The organism is Sorangium sp. So ce131 (assembly GCF_051519095.1).
Taxonomy (GTDB): domain Bacteria; phylum Myxococcota_A; class Polyangia; order Polyangiales; family Polyangiaceae; genus Sorangium.
Genome location: NZ_CP150455.1, coordinates 945,031 through 963,879 on the forward strand (window position 1 = coordinate 945,031; position 18,849 = coordinate 963,879).

At 75.1% G+C, this 18,849-nt stretch carries 13 protein-coding genes; 9 read left to right on the forward strand and 4 right to left on the reverse strand.

The window, feature by feature from the left end; all coding sequences use genetic code 11:
• Position 1: 1 nt before the first annotated feature.
• Positions 2-889 (reverse strand): DUF58 domain-containing protein, encoded by an 888-nt coding sequence (locus WMF43_RS03525; protein WP_437677509.1) that lies wholly within the window; start codon positions 887-889, stop codon positions 2-4.
• A 326-nt stretch (positions 890-1,215) separates the two neighbouring features.
• Here WMF43_RS03525 and WMF43_RS03530 point away from each other — a divergent pair, with 326 nt between their 5' ends.
• The 5 genes from WMF43_RS03530 (at position 1,216) to WMF43_RS03550 (ending at position 7,682) form a co-directional block, all read left to right on the forward strand.
• Positions 1,216-2,373: a zinc-dependent alcohol dehydrogenase gene (locus tag WMF43_RS03530; protein WP_437677510.1), complete on the forward strand. Its 1,158-nt coding sequence runs from the start codon at positions 1,216-1,218 to the stop codon at positions 2,371-2,373.
• A 172-nt stretch (positions 2,374-2,545) separates the two neighbouring features.
• On the forward strand, positions 2,546-4,111 hold the full coding sequence (locus WMF43_RS03535; protein ID WP_437677511.1) for a hypothetical protein: 1,566 nt from the start codon (positions 2,546-2,548) through the stop codon (positions 4,109-4,111).
• 10 nt (positions 4,112-4,121) lie between these two features.
• Complete coding sequence (locus WMF43_RS03540) at positions 4,122-5,684, forward strand: vWA domain-containing protein (protein WP_437677512.1); 1,563 nt, start codon at positions 4,122-4,124, stop codon at positions 5,682-5,684.
• Between the two features lie 218 nt (positions 5,685-5,902).
• The gene (locus WMF43_RS03545; protein ID WP_437677513.1) at positions 5,903-6,766 is read left to right on the forward strand and encodes a hypothetical protein; all 864 of its coding nucleotides are present in this window, start codon (positions 5,903-5,905) and stop codon (positions 6,764-6,766) included.
• Between the two features lie 10 nt (positions 6,767-6,776).
• Entirely contained in the window at positions 6,777-7,682 is a 906-nt protein-coding gene (locus tag WMF43_RS03550; RefSeq protein WP_437677514.1) for a hypothetical protein, read from the forward strand.
• Here the strand turns inward: WMF43_RS03550 and WMF43_RS03555 are convergent.
• Positions 7,679-9,130 carry a WD40/YVTN/BNR-like repeat-containing protein gene (locus WMF43_RS03555; protein WP_437677515.1) on the reverse strand — a complete coding sequence of 484 codons (1,452 nt, stop codon included), beginning with the start codon at positions 9,128-9,130 and terminating at the stop codon, positions 7,679-7,681. The genes WMF43_RS03550 and WMF43_RS03555 overlap by 4 nt on opposite strands.
• Before the next feature lie 76 nt (positions 9,131-9,206).
• Here WMF43_RS03555 and WMF43_RS03560 point away from each other — a divergent pair, with 76 nt between their 5' ends.
• Positions 9,207-12,005: a hypothetical protein gene (locus WMF43_RS03560; protein WP_437677516.1), complete on the forward strand. Its 2,799-nt coding sequence runs from the start codon at positions 9,207-9,209 to the stop codon at positions 12,003-12,005.
• A 32-nt stretch (positions 12,006-12,037) separates the two neighbouring features.
• Entirely contained in the window at positions 12,038-12,826 is a 789-nt protein-coding gene (locus WMF43_RS03565; protein WP_437677517.1) for a hypothetical protein, read from the forward strand.
• On the opposite strand, the gene WMF43_RS03570 is transcribed toward WMF43_RS03565, so the two are convergent.
• Positions 12,819-13,802: a hypothetical protein gene (locus tag WMF43_RS03570; RefSeq protein ID WP_437677518.1), complete on the reverse strand. Its 984-nt coding sequence runs from the start codon at positions 13,800-13,802 to the stop codon at positions 12,819-12,821. The two genes, WMF43_RS03565 and WMF43_RS03570, sit on opposite strands and share 8 nt — an antisense overlap.
• A gap of 386 nt (positions 13,803-14,188) precedes the next feature.
• Here WMF43_RS03570 and WMF43_RS03575 point away from each other — a divergent pair, with 386 nt between their 5' ends.
• Complete coding sequence (locus tag WMF43_RS03575) at positions 14,189-15,649, forward strand: hypothetical protein (protein ID WP_437677519.1); 1,461 nt, start codon at positions 14,189-14,191, stop codon at positions 15,647-15,649.
• A 61-nt stretch (positions 15,650-15,710) separates the two neighbouring features.
• On the opposite strand, the gene WMF43_RS03580 is transcribed toward WMF43_RS03575, so the two are convergent.
• The gene (locus WMF43_RS03580; protein ID WP_437677520.1) at positions 15,711-16,682 is read right to left on the reverse strand and encodes a tetratricopeptide repeat protein; all 972 of its coding nucleotides are present in this window, start codon (positions 16,680-16,682) and stop codon (positions 15,711-15,713) included.
• A 432-nt stretch (positions 16,683-17,114) separates the two neighbouring features.
• On the opposite strand from WMF43_RS03580, the gene WMF43_RS03585 reads away from it, so the two are divergent.
• Positions 17,115-18,818 carry a protein kinase domain-containing protein gene (locus WMF43_RS03585; RefSeq protein ID WP_437677521.1) on the forward strand — a complete coding sequence of 568 codons (1,704 nt, stop codon included), beginning with the start codon at positions 17,115-17,117 and terminating at the stop codon, positions 18,816-18,818.
• Positions 18,819-18,849 lie beyond the last annotated feature (31 nt).

An 18,849-nucleotide genomic window follows, 5' to 3' on the forward strand; every position in this document is an offset into this window, starting at 1 on the left:
GTCAGTCGACGCTCCTCGAGACGAAGCGCCGGACGGCGCCCTCGAGCGCCTCGTCGCTCCGCGCGCGCACGTACGTGGCGCCGTGCCGGCGGGCGAAGGCGCGCAGGGCGTCGCAGAGCCCGGCGAAGCGCGCGGCGTACGCCTCGAGGGCCGCGGCGTCCATCGTGACGTCGACGAGCGCCCCGGTCTCGGCGTCCTCGAGCGTCAGGTCGCCCTCGAGGCCCGGCGCGAGCTCCTCGGCGGCGACGACCTGGACCACGGCGACGTCGTGGCCCGCCTGCGCCGCGCGCCCGAGCGCGGCCGTGACCGGGCCGGGGTCGAAGAAATCGGAGAGCACGCAGAGGAGGCCGGGCCGCGCGCTCTGCCGCACGACCGCGTCGACCGCCTTGGCGAGGTGCGTCCCGCCGGCCGCCCGCACGCCGTCGAGGGCGCGGAGCAGCGCGGCGAGCCCGGGGCGACCGCGCGCGGGCGGGTGCTCGCGCGCGATGCCGTCGCCCGCCACGAAGAGCTGCGCGCGCTCGGAGCGCGCGAGCGTCATGTAGCCGATCGCGGCCGCGAGCCGCCGCGCGGCGTCGAGCTTCGTGGGCTCCCCGAAGTCGAGCGACGCGGACGCGTCGCAGACGATCCGGGCGATGACGTCCTCCTCGGCGCGGAACAGCTTGAGCACCGGCTCCCCGGTGCGCGCGTACGCGGCCCAGTCGATGCGCCGCATGTCGTCGCCGGGCGCGTAGGCCCGGTGCTCCTTGAACTCCGCCGCGCCGCCGCGCCGCCGCGCGAGGTGCTCGCCGGAGCCGCCGGAGCGGGCGCGGATCTCGAGCCGCCGCTGCAGCACCTCGAGCTCGCGGACGAAGCTCGCGCCGAGGAGCGGTTCGGGCGGGGACGGGACCATCGGCAGCAGCAGTAGACCACCGCTCGGGGCGGAGCTACCAGCCGCGCCGCGAGCGGAGGCAGAGGCCGCCCGCGGGCGCCTCGTTCGCCGCCAGCAGCAGCACGGCGGGCCAGGCGGCCGAGCGCGCTCCTGCGATCAATCGCCTCATGGGGCATCTCGCCACATCCGGCGCTCTCCGCGGCGGCCGGATCTCGACCTCGGCGTCCGCTGTCCGTCGTGGCGCGCTTTGTGCGACCTGCGCCCCGGTTCCGCTGTTCGTGTGTGAGCTCGATCGGACAGCGCCGTCGCGCGCTCGAGTCCGATGTTCCCCAAGAGGAGGAGGCACCGTGAAGGCCGTTGTTTTCCACAAACCTTCCGACGTACGCGTCGAGAACGTCCCGGATCCCAGCATCGAAGAGCCCACGGACGCCATCGTGCGGGTCACCGCGACGGCGATCTGCGGGTCTGATCTCCACATCTACAACGGCTTCTTCCCGCAGCCGAAGCCCATGGTGCTCGGGCACGAGTTCATGGGCATCGTCGAGGAGGTCGGCTCGGGCGTCACGAAGCTCAGGAAGGGCGACCGGGTCGTGGTCCCGTTCCCCATCGCCTGCGGCAGCTGCTTCTTCTGTCACCACGCGCTCCCCGGCCACTGCGAGCGCTCGAACCCCAAGCACTATGGCCCGGAGGGCGGGGTGGTCGAGAGCAAGGGGGGAGCGCTCTTCGGGTACACGGATCTCTACGGCGGGTACAACGGCGGCCAGGCGGAGCTCGTGCGTGTCCCTTACGCCGACGTCGGGCCGAGGAAGGTGCCTGACGGGCTCACCGACGAGCAGGTCCTGTTCACGACCGACATCCTCCCCACCGGGTGGACGGCGATCGAGTGGGCCGAGCTCAAGGGCGGCGAGACGGTCGCGGTGCTCGGCTGTGGGCCGGTCGGGCTCATGGCGATGAAGTGCGCCTGGCTGCGCGGCGCGGGCCGCGTGATCGGCGTCGATCGGGAGGAGTACCGCCTGCAGAAGGCCCGCGAGATCGCCAAGGCCGAGACCATCAACGTCGAGAAGACCGACGCCGTCGAGGCGATCCGGTCGATGACGAACGGGCGAGGCGCGGACGTGTGCGTGGACGCCGTCGGGATGGAGGCGCACCGCACGTTGCTCGACAAGGCCTCCAACGTGGTGCACGGCCAGGTGGGGTCGATCTCGGCCCTCAAGCTCGCCTTCAGCGCGGTGCGCCGCGGCGGCGTCGTGACGGTCGTGGGCGTCTACGGCGTGCCCTACGACAACTTCCCGTTCGGCCAGTTCTTCGACAAGGGCCTCAAGCTCGTGGCCGGCCAGGCGCCGGCGCACAACTTCGTCGATCAGCTCCTCCAGCTCATCCAGGAGGGCAAGCTCCGCGCGGATGACGTCATCACACACCGCCTGCCCCTCTCGCGTGCCCCGCACGGCTACGAGGTCTTCAACAAGAAGCTCGAGGACTGCGTGAAGGTCGTCCTCCAGCCCTGAGCGCCGGCCGCCCTGACACAGGCGTCAGGGGGCGCGCGACGACGCTCACGCCAAGGTATCGAAACAATTCGCCTTCCTTCCAGGCATATCGCTTGCTGAGGGCCCGTCCCCGTGCGGAGCGCTCCTTGCTGACCTCGCCAGGTCGGCCGTCGCCGCTCGGAGGATGGCTTTCATGTCCCGGGATCCACGCGCGGTTCGAGCGCTCATCCACCCTTTGTGGCTGGGGGCCTTGGCGCTCCTCGTCCTCAACGATCACCTCCTCAAGGGCGCCGGCCTGCTCCCCGGCTGGCTGACCGGAAAGCTCAGTGACTTCGCCGGCCTCCTGGTCGCGCCCGCGGTCCTCGCCTCGCTGCTCGGGGTGTCCTCGCGCCGCGGCTTCCTCGGCGCGCACGCGGCCACCTTCGCCGTCTTCGCGGCCATCAAGCTCTCTCCGGCGGCCGCGCGCGCGGTCGAGGCGCTCATGGCGCTCACGCCGGTGCCGTGGCGCATCACCGTCGATCCGACGGACCTCGTCGCGCTGCCGATGCTCCTCGTGTCGTACCGCGTGCTCGGCGAGGTGATGCGGCGGCCCGAGCCCGCGCGGCCGGTCGCGCGCCGGCTGGCGCTGATGGCGGGCAGCCTCGCGTGTGTGGCCACGAGCCGAGAGACGACGCCGTGCGACGGCGGCCCGGGCTGCGAGGGGCCGCTGCCCGCGCAGTCCGCGTCGCTCGTGATCGGCAACACGACCGGCAAGGAGCAGCTCCTCCGCGTGCGCCGGCTCCGGGAGTCGGTGCAGGTCGACTGCAGCGCGCTGCTCGCCGACCCGACGGGCGCCCTCTCGCGCGACCTGTTCGCGAACGCCGAGACCTGGCTCATCGCGCCGGGGCGCGCGCTGCCGCTGCAGAACGCGGGGTGCGACGCCTACCTGATCGACGCCGACGGGCTGCCGCTCACGCTGCTCGCGTGGTCCCAGGCCGATTTCCCGACGCAGATGCTCACCACCGCCACGGAGAGCCCGCCGCCGGACGTGATGATCGTCCTCCAGCGGGCCGGGGCGCGGCTCGAGCTCGCCGAGCACCCGGCGGTGTTCCCGGCGCCGCCCGCCGAGCTCCCGACGCCCGCGGGCGAGTGCGGCGCCTCGTTCGAGGGGGGCACGCTCGACTGGACCACGTCCACCTCCGAGACCGCGGTCGTCGCCGGCGTGACGTCGTCTCCGGACGGCTGCCACGCGATCGCGACCGAGCAAGGCGATTCCTTCTACCTCTGCGTGCCTGCCGAGGCGATGCCGATCCAGGCCGGCGACGCCCTGCGCGTCGTCGACGTCGCGATCGACGGCGGCCGTTACCCGGAGCTCCCGCCGGGGCAGCAGGCGTCCGCGACCGGCGTCTACATCGAGAGCGAGGCGTACGCCCTCTTCGCGCTGCGCGGCAACGTGCTCGCCCGCTGGTCGATGGTCGGCCGGAACAGCCCGGCCGCCGAGCTCTCGGCCGTCCTCGAGCCGCTCGCGGAGTGCGAGGCGTTCCACGACGCGTGCGGCAGCCTCGTCGCGCCGCTCGAGGCGTCGCTCCTCGGCGAGGCGGTCTCCGGGGTCGTCACGCTGCGGGCCGGCGAGAGCGCGCCGCTCGCGGACGGCGCCGGGACGCTCCACCTCGTGCGCGCCGACGACATGCCCGTGCGCGACGCGGCGTGCTTCACCGCACCCGTCGATCAACCCCGCCAGATCGAGTCGGTCTTGGTCGCCGCCCCCGCGGCGCCGTAGGAGGTCATCCATGAAGCTTCACACCAACGTGGTTCTTGCGCTGAGCGCCGCCGCCCTGCTCGGCGCGGCCGGCTGCGCCGCGAACGACGCCGGCGCGGGCGACTTCGCGGGGCCCGCGATCCCCGGGGACCCCGGCAGCGTGGGCGTGTCGCAAGGCGGAGCGCAGGACTTCGGGCTGTTCCGGCAGATCCTCGAGGACGGCCAGATCCCCGGGCCGGACACGATCGACGACGTGGGCTTCTTCGCCGAGCACAAGCTCGACTACCCGGCCGCGACCTGCGGCGAGGACGTGTGCATGCACGGCCTGCTCGGGATCATGGGCAACATGATCAGCGGCTCGCCGTGCACGCTCATCCAGGTCGGGATGAACTCGCCGATCGACGTCAGCGCGCTGGAGCGGCCGCCGCTCCACCTCGTCATCGCGGCCGACACGAGCGGCTCGATGGCCGGCGACCCGATCGACTACCTGAAGGCGGGGCTCCTCGAGATGATCGGCGCGCTCGAGCCGGACGACCGGGTCTCGCTCGTGAGCTACGCGGACAGCGCCGAGGTCGTCCTGGAGCTCGCCGACGCGTCGGACACGGAGACGCTCACGGCGGCGTTCAGGCGGCTCGCCGCGGCCGGGAGGACCAACCTGTACGACGGCCTCTTCACCGCGTTCGCGGTCGCCGAGCGGCACCTGGATCCGGCGCGGCAGAACCGGGTGATCTTCCTGTCGGACGGCGAGGCCACCGTCGGGTTCACCTCGCCCGAGCGGCTCCGGTCGCTCGCGGAGGGGTACGCGGAGCTGGGGATCGGCGTCACCACCGTCGGCGTCGGCAGCGAGTTCGACGTCGACGTGATGCGCGGGGTCGGCGAGGTCGGCGCGGGCAACTTCTACTTCCTCGAGGATCCGAAGGCGGTGGAGGAGGTCTTCGTCGAGGAGGTGAAGACGTTCCTCGTGCCCGTGGCGCTCGACGTCGATCTCGACGTCTCCGTGGGCGAGGGCTACGTGGTGCGCGGCGCCTACGGCACGAACGGGTGGCAGGGCGGCGAGCGCGGCGGCACCGTGCACATGCCGAGCCTCTTCCTCGCCGGCCGGACGAGCTCCGAGGCGCCGGTCGGCGCCGGCCGGCGCGGCGGCGGCGGCGCGATCCTGCTGGAGCTCGTGCCGGAGGCAGGCCAGGACGGCGCCGAAGCCCCCCGCGCCGTGGGCAGCCTCGAGCTGTCGTGGAAGCACCCGATCACGGGCGAGGCGCGCTCGCAGAAGGTCGACGTCGCCGCGCCGGGCGCGCCGCTCGAGGCCGGGTATTTCTCCAGCGACACGGTCGAGAAGGGCTTTGTGATGCTGAACCTCTTCGCGGGGTTCAGGCTCGCCGCGCAGCTCGCCGCCGACGCCGACCCCCGCACCGCGCGCCGCACGCTCGAGGCGCTGCGCCCGAACGTCGCGGCGTGGCTCGAGCGCAATCCGGATCCGGACGTCGAGGACGACCTGCGCTATGTCGCCCTGTTCATCAAGAACCTGATCGCGGTCGAGGCGACCGTGGCGCCTTACACGCCGGCGGATCCTCCGAACCCCTGGCCCGCCGACTGAGCCCCAGGGCCCCTCGCGGCGGCGGATTACCGCGCCGCGGTCGCGCTGTCGCACGGCGTTCACGCCGCGCCCACCAACAGGCGTTCACAGGGCGATATGTGTGCTCGGCCTGCCCCTGGGCGCGCCCCGCGCGCCGCGAACATGCGCGGCCGAAATAGCACTTCCATAGAGTCGTCCTGTGTAGGATCGTGGCTTTGGCGTCATCGAGGAGGGTTCCCATGCGGAGATTCGGTTTTCTTGGGCTGGCTGGAGTCATTGTCTGTCTGTCGGCCGCCCTGCCGGCGAGCGCGGGCGTCGAGGAGTGCGGCAACATCCGATTCCAGGAGCTGTCGAACTGTGAAGTGCGCGTCCAGGCGGAGTGCAACGCGGGCTGCAGCGAGCTCGGGATTTACGAGACGGCGTGCGCCACGAGGCTCGTGCCGGTCTGCAAGACCGAGTGCACCCTCTCGGCGGAGGCGACCTGCACGGACAGCTGCACCACGCAGTGCAAGAGGGACTGCGACAACGGCGTCAACGTCATCTGCTCCCACAACTGCTTCGTCGAGTGCACCACCACGCGGGACGCCGAGTGCGCGGGCGACCCCGACCCCGTGCGGTGCGCCGCGCGGTGGGACGCGAACTGCGACGGCGAGTGCGACGCCCAGTGCGTGACGGTGGACGGTGGCTGTTATGATCACTGCATCGAGTGCTGCGGCGGCTCGTGCACGGCCGACGCGAACATGGACTGCCAGACCACCTGCCAGGACATGCTGGTCAGAGACTGCGAGCACGAGTTCCGCGCCAACTGCGAGGCTTCCTGCACCGGCGACGGCGCGCTCTTCTGCGACGGGAAGTACATCATCTCCGGTTCGCAGATCCCGGCCTGCGTGAAGGCGCTGCTCGAGCAGGGCGTCGAGGTGAAGGCCGAGGCCGAGGGGGAGGTGACCCTCGGTCCAGACGGCATCGACGGGGACCTCTCCGCCGGCATGTGCGCCGTCAGCCCGGGGAGCAAGGCGACGCTCGCCGCGCCGTTCGCCGCGCTCGCCGCGGCGGCAGGCTGGCTCGCGCGGCGCCGCCGGCGCGCCTCGCGGCCGTCGCGCTGAACGCCCTCCGATGATCGCGCGGCCGACCCGGGAGGCGATGATCGCGCTGCTCGTCCTGTGCACCGCGGGCTGCGGGGGCGACGACGCCGACGCGGTCGTGGTGCTCGGCCTGACGACGGACATGGCGGTCGGGTTCGCGCTCGACCGCGTCGAGGCGACCACGACGGTGGACGGCGTCATCACGAGCGCCGAGCGCCGCTCGTATGGCGCGGGCGACCTGTCGCTCCCGGCGGAGCTCCTCGTCCAGCGGGCGCAGGACGGCGCCGAGGTCGAGCTGTCCGTCGCGGCGTTCCGCGACGACGAGGCGGCGCCGCTCGTCACGCGGCGGGCCGCGACCCGCGCGGCCGGCGGGCGGACGCTGCTCCTGCCCGTCTCGCTCGACGAAGCGTGCGCCGCGGTGACCTGCGCGAACGGCGCGACCTGCGCGGCGGGAGCATGCGTCGATCCGTTCATCGCCCCGTCCGACCTCGCCGACCACGACCCGGGCTGGATCACGTCGGCGAGGGACGCGTGCAAGGCGCCCTCCTCGGGCGACCCGGCGATGAGGATCGGGCAGGGGCAGAGCGCGTTCGCCCCGCTGGAGGAGGGCGAGGTGGTGCCGATCGAACCGGGCCCTCAAGGAGGCCATCACGTGTGGCTCGCGCTGCGCGCGACCGGCCTCCGTCAGATGGGCTCGCGCCTGACGGTCGGAGGGCGCTTCCCCGAGCTCGCGCTGGCGCTGCCCCCGTTCACCTCGCAGGTCACGTTGCGCAAGGCGGGGGCAGACCACTGCGAGATCTATGGCGTGCGCTTCCAGGTGGACCGGGGCCTCTCGGTCGAGGCCGTCCGGGGTAGGGCGCTCGACATCGACGTCACCCTGGAAGACCCGGACGGCGACGTCGCGACCGCCGCAAGGCAGGTCGTCATCGCTCCTTAAACGAAGCGCCCGCGCCTGCGCCGGCGCAGGGCCGCGGTCGCCGAGAGGGCCGCCGCCGCGAGCACGCCCTCCCAGCCGGCGCCCGCGCCGCCGGCGCCGCACCCGCAGCCGCCCGCGTCGGCCGGGCCGGCCGGACCGCCCGGCGCCCCGGGCCGTCCGCCGGTGCCCGTGCCCGCGCTGGCGCCTCCGCCGCTCGCCGCCGTCGCGCCGCCCTCGCCGCCCGCGCCGCCGCCGCCGCCGTTGCCGCTGCCGCTGCCGCCGCCGCCTCCGGCGCCGGCGTCCGGCGTGCAGTCCCGGTGGCCGGTCATCAGCGCGATGCGCGCCCAGTCCGCCGGGCAGCGGTTGCCGGTCGGCGTGCTCGCCGCGCACTCGAGCGGGCCGCGGAGGCACGCCTGCTGGAGCAGCGGCTCGAACGTCGCGCCGCCGTCGACCGAGCGGCCGATCGTGAAGCCGTCGAGGAACTCGGTCGCGCACGCGTAGAGGCCCGTCTCGGTCCAGGTGAAGCACCGCGGCGCCACCGTCGAGACCTTCTCGAAGGCGAGCGTCGACGAGGGCGCGCGCCAGACGCCGTCGATGTCGCTGCCCACCGCCACGGTCGCGCCGTCGGGCGAGATCGCGAACGCGCGCACGAAGCCGGTCGTCTCGAACACCGGATCGAGCGTCGCGCCGCCGTCCTTCGAGGCGAGCAGCCGCCCGGCGGCGCCGGCGGTGCGCACGTAGACCACGTCGGCGTCGAGCGGATCGACCCCCGCGATGTAGGGCTCGCGATCGGTCGTGCTCCCCGGGACCGTCGAGGTCGCCCACGTCTCCCCGCCGTCGAGCGATCGCGCGAGCGCCCCTTTCACCGTCCCGCCCGCGCTCGCGAGGCCGCTCACGTACACGCGCCGCGGGTCCGACGGGGCGACGTCGACGGTGCGCGCCTTGAACCCCGCCGGCAGCGGCGTCCCCGCGCGCGACCAGGTGGCGCCGCCGTCGAGCGACGCCCACAGCCGGTGGCTGGCCCCGCCGGCGACCGCGACGACGCGCGACGGATCGCCCTTCACGGCGGAGAGATCGATCATCTCCTGCCCCGCGAGCTCGGCCGCGCCCGCCCAGGCGCAGCCGCCCTCGGTGCCGACCGCGAGCCCGTCGGCCAGCGCGGCGAGCACCCTGCCGCTCGACGCCGCGGCGATCGGCGGAGACACGCCGTCCGTGTCGTCGTACCCGACCGCGCTCTCGCAGATCCAGTCCCAGCTCGCGCCGCCGTCCCGCGTGGTGAGCAGGCCGTACGTCATCCGCGCCACGGCGCGCGCGGGGTCCGACGGATCGAACACGAGCTGATCCGCGGACGGGAAGACGCCGTTGGCGGCGGCGAGGGAAGGCAGCGCGGTGAGCGCGGCGGCGACGAGCGCGGCGGCGCGCAGCGCGCGGGGCCGCGGCGAGCGGACAGGCAAAGAGGGTGAGCGCATCGATCGTCCATCCTACAGCGGCGCGGGGCGGCAAGAAGCGCCCACGCGCTCGCGGCGCCCCGCTACACTCGCCGCAATGCCGGAGCGCATCGTCGTGTCCTTTCGAGGCGTCGCGGCCCTGGGGCAACCGGAAAGCACGGACGCGGTCGCGCCGCGGCCCAGCCGCCGCGGCGCAGGGCAGGCGGCGCCGCGGACGAGCCGCCGCGGCGCCGGGCCGCACGACGCCGGCGCGACGGCGCGCGGCGAGGAGAGCTACCTCGCCAGGGCGCTCGCGCTGAAGAAGCGCGCCGAGGCGCTCGGCGGCACCCTGTGCGCCTGGAGCGCGCAGACGTTCTCGTTCGAGTTCACCCCCGACGACATCGAGGAGGCGGTGCTGCTCGCCGCGCTCGCCGCCGAGGACGCGAGCGTGCACCCCGACGCGCGCTTCGCCGCCGGCATCGCGCAGGGCGAGATGACCTACGTCGGCGAGGCGGGGCGCTTCTCCGCGCTCTCCTGGGGGCAGCCGCTGCTCGTCGCCGTCATGCTCGCCCGCATCGCGCCCCCGGGCGAGGTGCTCCTCGATCCCGCGCTCCCCGCCGCGGCGGCGGGCGAGCTCATGACCCTCGGCGCGCACCGCGGCGTCGACGGCGCGCGCAGGGTGCGCGGGCTCCGCCTCGACGCGCAGCAGCCGCTGCGCAGGCAGGTCGCCGAGAGCGTCGCGCGCGTGTGCACGCCGCCGCTCATCGGCCGCGACAACGAGCTCCTGGAGCTCGTCCTGCCCTCCGGCTCCCTCGCCATCGTCCGGGCCGAGGCCGGCGCCGGCGGCACCCGGTTCCTCCTCGAGCTGCTCCGGGGCCTCGCGCCGTCGCGGGGCCTGTTCGTCGCGCCGATCGGGGCCTCGCGCGAGCCGTTCGGCGCGCTCCGCCGCGCCCTCGCGCGCGCCCTCGCGCGCGCCGCGCCCCGCGCCCCGAAGGGCCGCGCGCGCGCGCCGGCGCTCCCGGACCGCCTGATGCCCGCGCTCGAGCGGCTCCTCGCCGGCCACGGCGTCGAGCCGTGGACCGCCGCCGAGCTGCTCGCCTGCTGGCTCGCGCCGTCCGAGGGCCGCGTCGGCCTGGTCGCCGTGGACGACGCCGCCCAGGTCGACGACGCGAGCCTCGACGCGATCGCGATCGCGATGGGCATGGGCGGCGGCATCCGCGCCGTGGTCCGGCTGGGGCGCTCCGAGCCGCTGCCCGAGCCGCTCACCGGGATCGACGCCGCCTCGACGCTCGCGCTGGGCCCGCTCTCGGGGCCGAGCGCCCAGGTCCTCGTCCGCCGCCTGCTCGACGGCTGCATCGACGAGGCGGGCGCGCGGCGGTGGGCCACGCGCGCGCCCGCCTTCCCGCTGGCGCTGCGCGAGGTGATCTGCGAGGGCCTCGAGAGCGGCGCGCTGCGCTGGATCGGCAGGAGCGTCGGGCCGCGCCGGCGCAGCGCCGGGCGGGGCAGGCCCGCGCGCACCATGACCGCGGCCGAGCTCGCGGCGCCGCCCGCGTGCCGCCCGATCGAGGGCCGCCTGCGCCTGCTCGCGGTCGGCCCTCGCACGGTGCTCACCGCGCTCGCGATGCTCGGGGGCGACGCGCCCGACGCCGCGGTGGACGCCCTGTGCGAGAGCACCGGCGCCCCGAGGGTCTCCGCGGTCGAGTCGGCGCTGCGCGGCGGCGGCTGGGCCTTCCGCCCCGAGCCCGGCTGGCTGCGGCTCACGTCGCGCACGCTGCGCGACGTCCTGCTCGACGCCGTCCCGCTGGACGAGCGCGCCGCGTGGCACCTCGCCGCGGCGCGTGTCCTCGAGGAGCACGCCGGTCCGCTCGGCCTCGCGGACGCCGCGTGGCACGCCGCGCAGGCGGGCGATCGGCGCGCCGCGGCCGCGCTCGCCACGCGCGCGGCGAGCGCGGCGAGCGACGCGCTGCTCGAGTCCTCGGCCGCCGAGCTGCTCGCGTTCGCCGACGAGCAGGAGACCTCGAGGGAGCTCCCGCTGGACGGCGCGGCGGACGGCGCCTCGAGCCAGCCGCCCACCTACCGCACGCCGATCGAGGTGGTCGGCGAGACGGCCGAGCCGCCGCGCGCGCAGTCCTCCGCGGAGCGGCCCGGCGAGGCCGCGCTCCGCGAGGAGGGCGGCGGCTCTGCGCGACGGCGCGGCGCCGCCGCTCCGGAGCGCGACGGCGCGCGCCGCTCGACGCCCGCGCCGCCGGCGCCTGCGACGCCGGCGCCTGCGACGCCGGCGCCCGCGACGCCGGCGCCCGCGACGCCGACGCTGACGGACGGGGTCCGCGCGGCGCGCCCGAGCGGGGCGTCCTCGGACTTCCCCGACCCGCCGCCGCTCGACGAGGAGTTCACCCTCGGCACCTCGGAGGACCCGCTCGCGAAGACCTCGGAGTCGCCGGTCCTGTCGGTGAACGACATCGCGGTCCGCCTCGCCGAGCTGGCCAAGCAGGCGCTCGTCCAGGGCGACCTCCGCACGCTGGAGCGGCTCGTGGGCGAGCTCCGCCGCACCGGCGAGCACCAGGATCTCGTGGATCGCATGACCGGCCTCATCTCGCTCGGCCGCGGCGCGAAGGAGGAGGCGCTCCGGCGCTTCCGGATCGCCGCGGAGGCCGACGCGCCCCCCTCGCAGCGGGCGCGGGCGCTGCTCGCGTACGGCGTCGCGCTGGCCGCCGTGGGCCGCACGGAGGGCGCCCTCCTCAAGGCGCTGAGCGCCCTCGCGCGCGCCCGCGAGGCGCAGGATCGCCACGGCGAGCAGGCGTGCGCGCGGTTCCTGGCGCGGCTCGCGGCCGCGACCGGCCACGAGGAGGCGGCCCGCGCCTGGATGCACGTGGCGCGCCTCGCCAGCGCGGCGCCGCCGTCGTTGACCGCGGATTGACGCGCTCGCCGCGGCTGTCCATACCCGCGGCCATGCCGTCCCGAGAGCCCTCCGGCGAGCCGTCGTCGCGCCCGAGCGAGCCCGCTGACGCGCCTGCGAGCGGCGGCGCCGCCGCCCGGCGCGGCGCGCGCGCGTGGATCATCGCCGCGCTCGTCGCGCTGACGCTCTCGCTCGGCGCGGTCGCGGGCGTCGCGGCCCAGCGCTACGCCGCGGTGCACCTGCGCACCCCGCCGAAGGTGCCGACCTGCGTCCGCGGCGCGCGGGTCGTGCTGCGCAAGCCCGTCGCGGCGTCCGGCTCGGAGCCCCGCCAGACCGCGTCGGGCGAGACCGTCTACCTCACGTCCGGGGAGGACCTCGCCGTGGCCTGCGCGTTCCAGGTCGACGAGCGCCTCGCGCGCCACCTCGCGGGCGCGCTCGCCGAGCACGAGCCCGCCCGGCGCGCCGCCCGGCTGCTCGAGATCGTGCGCGACCACATCCCCGCGGATCCGGCGCACGACCGCCCCGCCGTCGCGGCCTACATGATGGCCGCCGCGGCGATGCGCGCCCTTCCCGCCGAGGTGCCCGGGGTGAGCGCCGCCGCGGACGAGCTCGAGCAGCGCCACGCCTGTCGCTTCGGCACGCGGCGCGTCTGCCCGACGCGCCCCCCGCCGCCGCCGATCGTGTGGATCGCCGGCGTCCCCGCGGCGCTCTCGGCGCTCTCGCTCGTCTGGATCGGCCTCGCGGCCAGCGCGGCGCGGTACGCCCGCTGGCGGGCGTCGCGGCGCCGCGGATCGCGCGGCGCCGTCGAGGAGCGCCGCGCCCGCGCCGCGCGCCTCAGTTGAGCGCCTCGACGCGGAAGCTCGAGTGGACCAGGCGGTGGGGCCGGGCGCCGAGGTTGGCGACATCGAACCCGAAGCCCGCGCCCTGCTGGTGGATCCCGGACACCTCGGAGCCGTCCGGCATCCGCACCGAGGAGTTCACCGTCACGTAGACCTTCGCGCCCTTCGAGAACCCGGCCGTCATCGCGAGCGCGCGCCCGGCGAGCTGCGCCGCCGCCTCGCGCGCCACCCGCGCCCACAGCGCGGCGGCGCCTGCGGTCGACGACACCGCGCGCACCCCGAGCACGGCGCCGGCGCCGCTCAGGTGCACCTCGAACACCGCGCGCGCCTTGTTCGGCGTCTCCGACCCGCGCACCGCGTCCGCCACCACGGACGCGACCGTGCCCGCGGCCGGCAGATCCAGCCCGCGCGTCTTGTCCCGGTCGCGCATCGCCTCGCGCAGCACCTCGCCGGCGCGGTCCATCGACGTCTCGCGCGGCGCGGGCGCCGCCGTCGGCGCGGGCGGCGCTGCCTGCGCCGACGGCAACACGCCCGGCATCTGCCACACCGGCGCGCCGTCGAGCCCGGCCACGCTCCGCGGCCCCTCCGCGCTCGGCGGACCGTCGTACTCGGAGCTCGGCGCAGGGGCCGGCGGCGCGACCAGGACGTCCTGCGGCTCGCCGGGCGCGTCGGGCGCCGCAGGCGCATCCCTGTCCCGCGGGTCGCGCCGCGCCGTCCGCTCGAGCGCCCGCGGCGCCGCGCCCTCGCGCGGCCGCGCCTCCTCCGGAGCCCGCGGCGGCGATGCGGTCGCGGCGCGCGCCTCGTCCGACGCCGGGGCGAGCGGCGCGACGGGCTGCACCTCGATCTCCACCTCGCGGTACGCGCCGCTCGAGCGCGCCACGAGCGCCGGGGCCGGGCTGCGCACGAGGCGCGCCGCCAGGGGGATCGCGGCGTGGAGCAGCGCCGCTGCGATCAGAAAACGAGCGTCACGGGGGAACAATCGCGGTGCACCTTGCTGGGGGTAGGAGAGGGGTGCAAGTGCGCGTTTCGCCGCCAGCGTGCTCGCCCGTCGCCGCGCCCCGCGCGCACGGCCGCGAGCACATTCCGCTCGCCCTCCGCGCCGCGGGACGAGCGCGCGCCCACGCGTGATCCAGTGGGGCACCAAGTATTCCAGCCGCGCTCAAATATGCGCGTACGGCACGGTTGCCGCTTGAGCTTACTGCCGTGCTGGTCGATCCTCCGGCTGCCGTGGCGCTTCCAGGCGCACGGCAGGAGCGGAAACGCAGCGCGGCGCCGGCAGTGCAACGCGCTCACGGAACACAGAGCAGCGCCCGGCCTGCGACGGCCGAGCGCCACGTCCCCGATGTGTGAGGAGGCGTATCAGTAATGAAGGGAAACGCGCGCGCTGACCGGTGGCCCGTGGGCCTCTCGCCGACGCCCACACCGCCGCCCGTCACCGTGATCCACGATCCGCGGGAGCGCGGTGCTCCTCTCGAGCCGCCATCCGCCGCCGTGGCGCCGGGGCCGCTGGAGCACGGGTTTCCCTTCGGTCTGCCGCCCGCCGCCGCGGCGCCGGGGCCGCTGGAGCACGGATTTCCCTTCGGTCCGCCGCCCGCCGCCGCGGAGCACGGCGCGCTCGGGCAGGGGTTTCCCCCCGGCTTCGAGCCCGCGCTGCACGGGCCGGCGCCGCAGCCCCTCCCGGAGATCGCGCCGTACGGCCCCTGGGCTCCGCCCGCGCCGGCGGAGCGCCGCGCGCGCAGGTGGCGCGCTTTCGGGGCGGCCGTGCTGGTCGCGGCGACCGTGGTCGCCGTGGTCGCGATCGCCGCGCGGGTGGTCGCCGCGAGGATGCCGGCCGACACCGTCGCCGCCTTCCGCGCGATGACGCCGGTGAGCCGCGCCATGCTGCTCGCGGCGCGCTCCGCGCGCGAGGGCGCCGGGGCCAAGGCGCTCGTCGCGCCCCAGATGTTCGCGCGGTGGCAGGGCAGGACGCCACCGCCGGCGATCCGGCACGACGGGTACGCGCCGATCCGCGGCGGCGTGCTCTTCACGCCCGAGTCGTTCAAGCCGGCAGGGCCCAGCTACGACCTCCTCGTGCACTTCCACGGCAACACCCAGCTCGTCCGCGAGAGCGCCGAGGTCGCCGGGCTGAACGCCGCCGTCGCCGTCGTCAACCTCGGGATCGGCTCGGGGGCCTACGAGGACGCCTACGCGCAGCCGGGCATGTACGAGGGCCTGCTCGGGGACATCGATCGCGCGCTCGCGCAGCGCGGCCTGCCCACCCCTCGGGTCCGCCGCGTCGCGCTGTCCTCGTGGAGCGCGGGCTATGGCGCGGTCGCGAAGATCCTGGAGCTCCGGCGCGGCACCGACACGGTCGACGCCATCCTCGTCACCGACGGGATCCATTGCGGCTTCGCGCCCGAGCAACCGAGCGGGCTGAACACCATCCAGCTCGCGTCGTTCGCGCGCGCCGCGCAGCGCGCCGCGTCGGGGGAGATCCTGTTCACGATCACGCACTCGGAGATCGACCCGATCACGTATGCCAGCTCGAGCGCGACGGCCAACTACCTGCTCGAGGTGGCGCAGGGCGGGCCGGTCGATCGGCCGCTCGCGCTCGACGCGCCGCCGCACCTGCGCCTGCGCGCGGCCGAGGGCGCCGTCTCGAGGCGCCTCGAGAAGCAGATGGTCCCGACGACCGAGGCCTCCGTGGGCGGGCTCCACGTCCGCGGCTACCGCGGCAACACGCCCGAGCACCACATGGCGCACCTGCTCCAGATGGCCGCGACCGTGCTCCCGGAGCTCACCGAGCGCTGGAGCGAAGGCGGCGACCCCCCGCTCTCCGACCCCTGAGATCATCCCCCTCCGTCGAGGACGCGGCCCGCGCCGCGTCCCCTTCGTCGAGGACGCCGCGTCAGCTCCGGCTCCGCGCCTCCTCCTGCCACGCCTTGATCGCCGCGGTCACCGGGTGATCCGGACCGAGGTCCGCCTCGGCGAGCGCGCGCGCCCGCTCGTAGAGCGGCAGCGCCGCGGAGATCCGTCCGGCGGCGTGGTGGACCTGCGCGAGCCGCACCAGCGTCGGCCGGAGCGACGGGTGGGTCGCCCCGGCGAGCGCCTCCCGCGCGGCGAGCGCGCGCTCGTACAGCGACGCCGCCTCGTCCATGTCCCCGAGCGCCTCCCGCGCGGCCGCCAGGTTGTGGAGGATCGACGCGAGCAGCGCCCCCTCCACCCGCGCGTCCCCGGCGGCGATGTCGAGCGCCCGCCGGAGCATGGCCTCCCGGTCGGCCGCCGGGCGATCCTCCTCGAGGAACGTCGCGGCGTTGTAGAGCGCCTCCGCGACGAGCGGATCCCGCTCGCCGAGCGCCGCCTCGCGCAGCGCGATCGCCCGCTGGAACAGCGGCGCGGCCTCGGCGCGCGCCCCCTTCCTCCCGAGCAGCAGGCCGAGCCGGTTCAGCAGCGCGGAGAGCTCGACCGGATCGGGGTCGCGCATCCGCTCGTAGCCCGCCAGCATCCGGCGGAACAGCGCCTCGACCTCCTCGGCCTTGCCCTGCCGCTCCAGGATGGCGGCGAGCTGCTCGAGCAGCCTCGGCAGTGGCGGGTCGGTGCCCCCGCCGGCCGCCTCGGCGATGGCGATCGCCCGCGCCGAGCTCGCCCGCGCCTCGTCCAGCCGCCCCTGCGAGAGCTGCGCCGAGCTCAGCGCGTAGAGCGGCCCGGTCAGCTCGGCGTCCTCGCGGCCGTAGATGTCCTCGGCGATCTCCAGCGCCGCCGCGCACGCCGCCTCGGCGTCCGCGTGGCGCGAGCCGGCCAGCGCCGACGCCGCTTCGTCCAGCAGGCGCCTGTACGTCCTCCCCCTCCACCACCGCCGTAGGGCGCGATCCGGTCGCATGCTCCGTTCTACTACCCCGCCGGCCACCGTGAGGGCGAGAAGGGGGCCCCCGCCGGGGCCCGGGGGGCGAAGACATCGCGCGGACAGCGCGGAAGGGGGATCGACAGGACGCGAAGGAGTGTAATCTCCGGACAGGATCTCGGTGGCGCGACGGAGGCAAGCAGACGCCAGATGCCAGCAACTGGCGGTTCCCGTGGATCGGGGTTATGGCGCAGGGCGCATGGCGCAGCGCTGGCCGCAGGGGGCGTTCGGCCTCCCGCACGGGACGATCGAGGAAAGGTCGCCAAGGACTTTTCTTCCGTTTAGACTGCCCCGACGGCCCCACGCGCCGACGCTCCCCACGATCATGAGGACCACGCTCACGCATCGCGAGGCAACGTCACCGAGGGGAGGGCTCGCCCGCGCCCGCACGGGGAAGGCGACGGAGTTCATATGAGTGCCAACGAAAACGTCGTCGATGAAGTAGCGCGCAGCGAGCCGATCGATCCGTTGCTCGGAAAGGTGCTCAACGGAAAGTTCAAGATCCTGTCCATGCTCGCGACCGGGGGCATGGGCACGATCTACCGCGGCGAGCAGATCCCGCTCGGGCGTCCGGTGGCCATCAAGGTCCTGATCCCGAACCAGGCCTCGAGGCAGCTCGACCCGAACTTCCACAAGCGCTTCTTCCTGGAGGCGAGCATCCTCGCGCGCTTGCAGCACCCCAACATCGTCACCGTCTTCGACTACGGCCGCATCGAGGCCGACGATCAGGAGCGGTACTTCATGGCGATGGAGTTCCTCGAGGGCGAGACGCTCTTCCGGCGCGTGCGCCGGCAGGGGCGCCTGCCGCCGCCCGAGGCGATGCGCATCGCGCGGCAGATCGCGCGCGGGCTGCGCGAGGCGCACAAGCACGGCGTCGTCCACCGCGACCTCAAGCCGTCGAACATCATGCTCGTCTCCAACGAGGACTCGGAGGAGGCGGTCAAGATCCTCGACTTCGGCCTGGTGAAGCAGCTCGGCGACGACTCGGAGGAGCTCACGCAGCAGGGCGCGTTCCTCGGCTCGCCGCGCTTCATGTCGCCCGAGCAGATCTCGCACGGCAAGGTCGATCTCCGGACCGACATCTACTCGCTCGGCGTGATCCTCTACCAGATGCTCTGCGGCAAGGTGCCGTTCGAGTCCGAGAAGTCGATCCAGATCCTCATGGCGCACCTCCAGCAGCCGGTGCCGCGCATGAAGGAGCGCAACCCGGACATCGACATCCCGGAGCCGCTCGAGGCGCTCGTGATGCGCTGCCTCGCGAAGGATCCGGACGGCCGGCCCGCGACGATGGACGCCCTCATCCAGGGCCTCGGCGAGTGCGCGCGCGGCATGGGCGTGACGACCGCGTTCGGCGCGGGCACGCAGATCACCTCGTTCGAGTCGCTGCCCGGCGTGCAGATCTCGTCGCGCTCGTCGACGATGCAGGCGCTCAAGGAGGCGGTGACGCTCCCGGCGCCGTCGACCGACGACGAGGCGAGCGGGCGCTCCTCCGGCGTGGGCACGGCGCCGGGCCTCGCCGGCGGCGCGGGCCCGGCCGCGGACGCAGGCAAGGGCGGCGCGGCGGGCGCGCGCCCCGGCTCGGGCCGCAAGACGGCGATCCTCGCCGCCATCGGAGCGGTGATCGTCGCCGGCGTCGCGTTCGCCCTGACCCGCGGCCCCGCGCCGACCGCGGCGCCGGTCGTGCCCGCGGCCGATCCGGCCCCCGCCGCCGCGACCACCGCCGACAAGGGCGTGCCCACGTTCATGCTCATCCTCGAGTCGATCCCGCCGGGCGCCGACGTCATGGAGGACGGCAAGTCGCTGGGGCACACCCCGCTCAACCTCTCGATCGAGAACGAGAAGGTGCGCGCGGAGCCTCGCCGGCTGACGGTGCAGAAGGAAGGGTTCCAGCCCTACTCCATCGTCCAGGGGCCGTCCGAGACGTCCGTGCACCTCGTCGCCACGCTCGCCGCGCAGGCGGCGACGAGCACGACGAAGACGGACGACTCGTCGACGAGCACGAGCAGCAAGCAGCCGGTGTGGCGCGGGCGCCGGACGCCGCCGCCTCCGCCGAGCGCGTCCGTGAAGGCGCCGCCGCCGCCGCCCGCGGGCAAGGACATCATCAACAACCGCTGATGCGGATGAGCTCGTAGCACCGCGTTTTCCG

Coding starts and splice junctions, on each gene's coding strand:
- WMF43_RS03560 (WP_437677516.1), top strand. CDS start 9,207: ATGCCGGAGCGCATCGTCGTGTCCTTTCGAGGCGTCGCGGCCCTGGGG.
- WMF43_RS03580 (WP_437677520.1), bottom strand. CDS start 16,682: ATGCGACCGGATCGCGCCCTACGGCGGTGGTGGAGGGGGAGGACGTAC.
- WMF43_RS03540 (WP_437677512.1), top strand. CDS start 4,122: ATGAAGCTTCACACCAACGTGGTTCTTGCGCTGAGCGCCGCCGCCCTG.
- WMF43_RS03545 (WP_437677513.1), top strand. CDS start 5,903: ATGCGGAGATTCGGTTTTCTTGGGCTGGCTGGAGTCATTGTCTGTCTG.
- WMF43_RS03555 (WP_437677515.1), bottom strand. CDS start 9,130: ATGCGCTCACCCTCTTTGCCTGTCCGCTCGCCGCGGCCCCGCGCGCTG.
- WMF43_RS03585 (WP_437677521.1), top strand. CDS start 17,115: ATGAGTGCCAACGAAAACGTCGTCGATGAAGTAGCGCGCAGCGAGCCG.
- WMF43_RS03525 (WP_437677509.1), bottom strand. CDS start 889: ATGGTCCCGTCCCCGCCCGAACCGCTCCTCGGCGCGAGCTTCGTCCGC.
- WMF43_RS03550 (WP_437677514.1), top strand. CDS start 6,777: ATGATCGCGCGGCCGACCCGGGAGGCGATGATCGCGCTGCTCGTCCTG.
- WMF43_RS03565 (WP_437677517.1), top strand. CDS start 12,038: ATGCCGTCCCGAGAGCCCTCCGGCGAGCCGTCGTCGCGCCCGAGCGAG.
- WMF43_RS03535 (WP_437677511.1), top strand. CDS start 2,546: ATGTCCCGGGATCCACGCGCGGTTCGAGCGCTCATCCACCCTTTGTGG.
- WMF43_RS03575 (WP_437677519.1), top strand. CDS start 14,189: ATGAAGGGAAACGCGCGCGCTGACCGGTGGCCCGTGGGCCTCTCGCCG.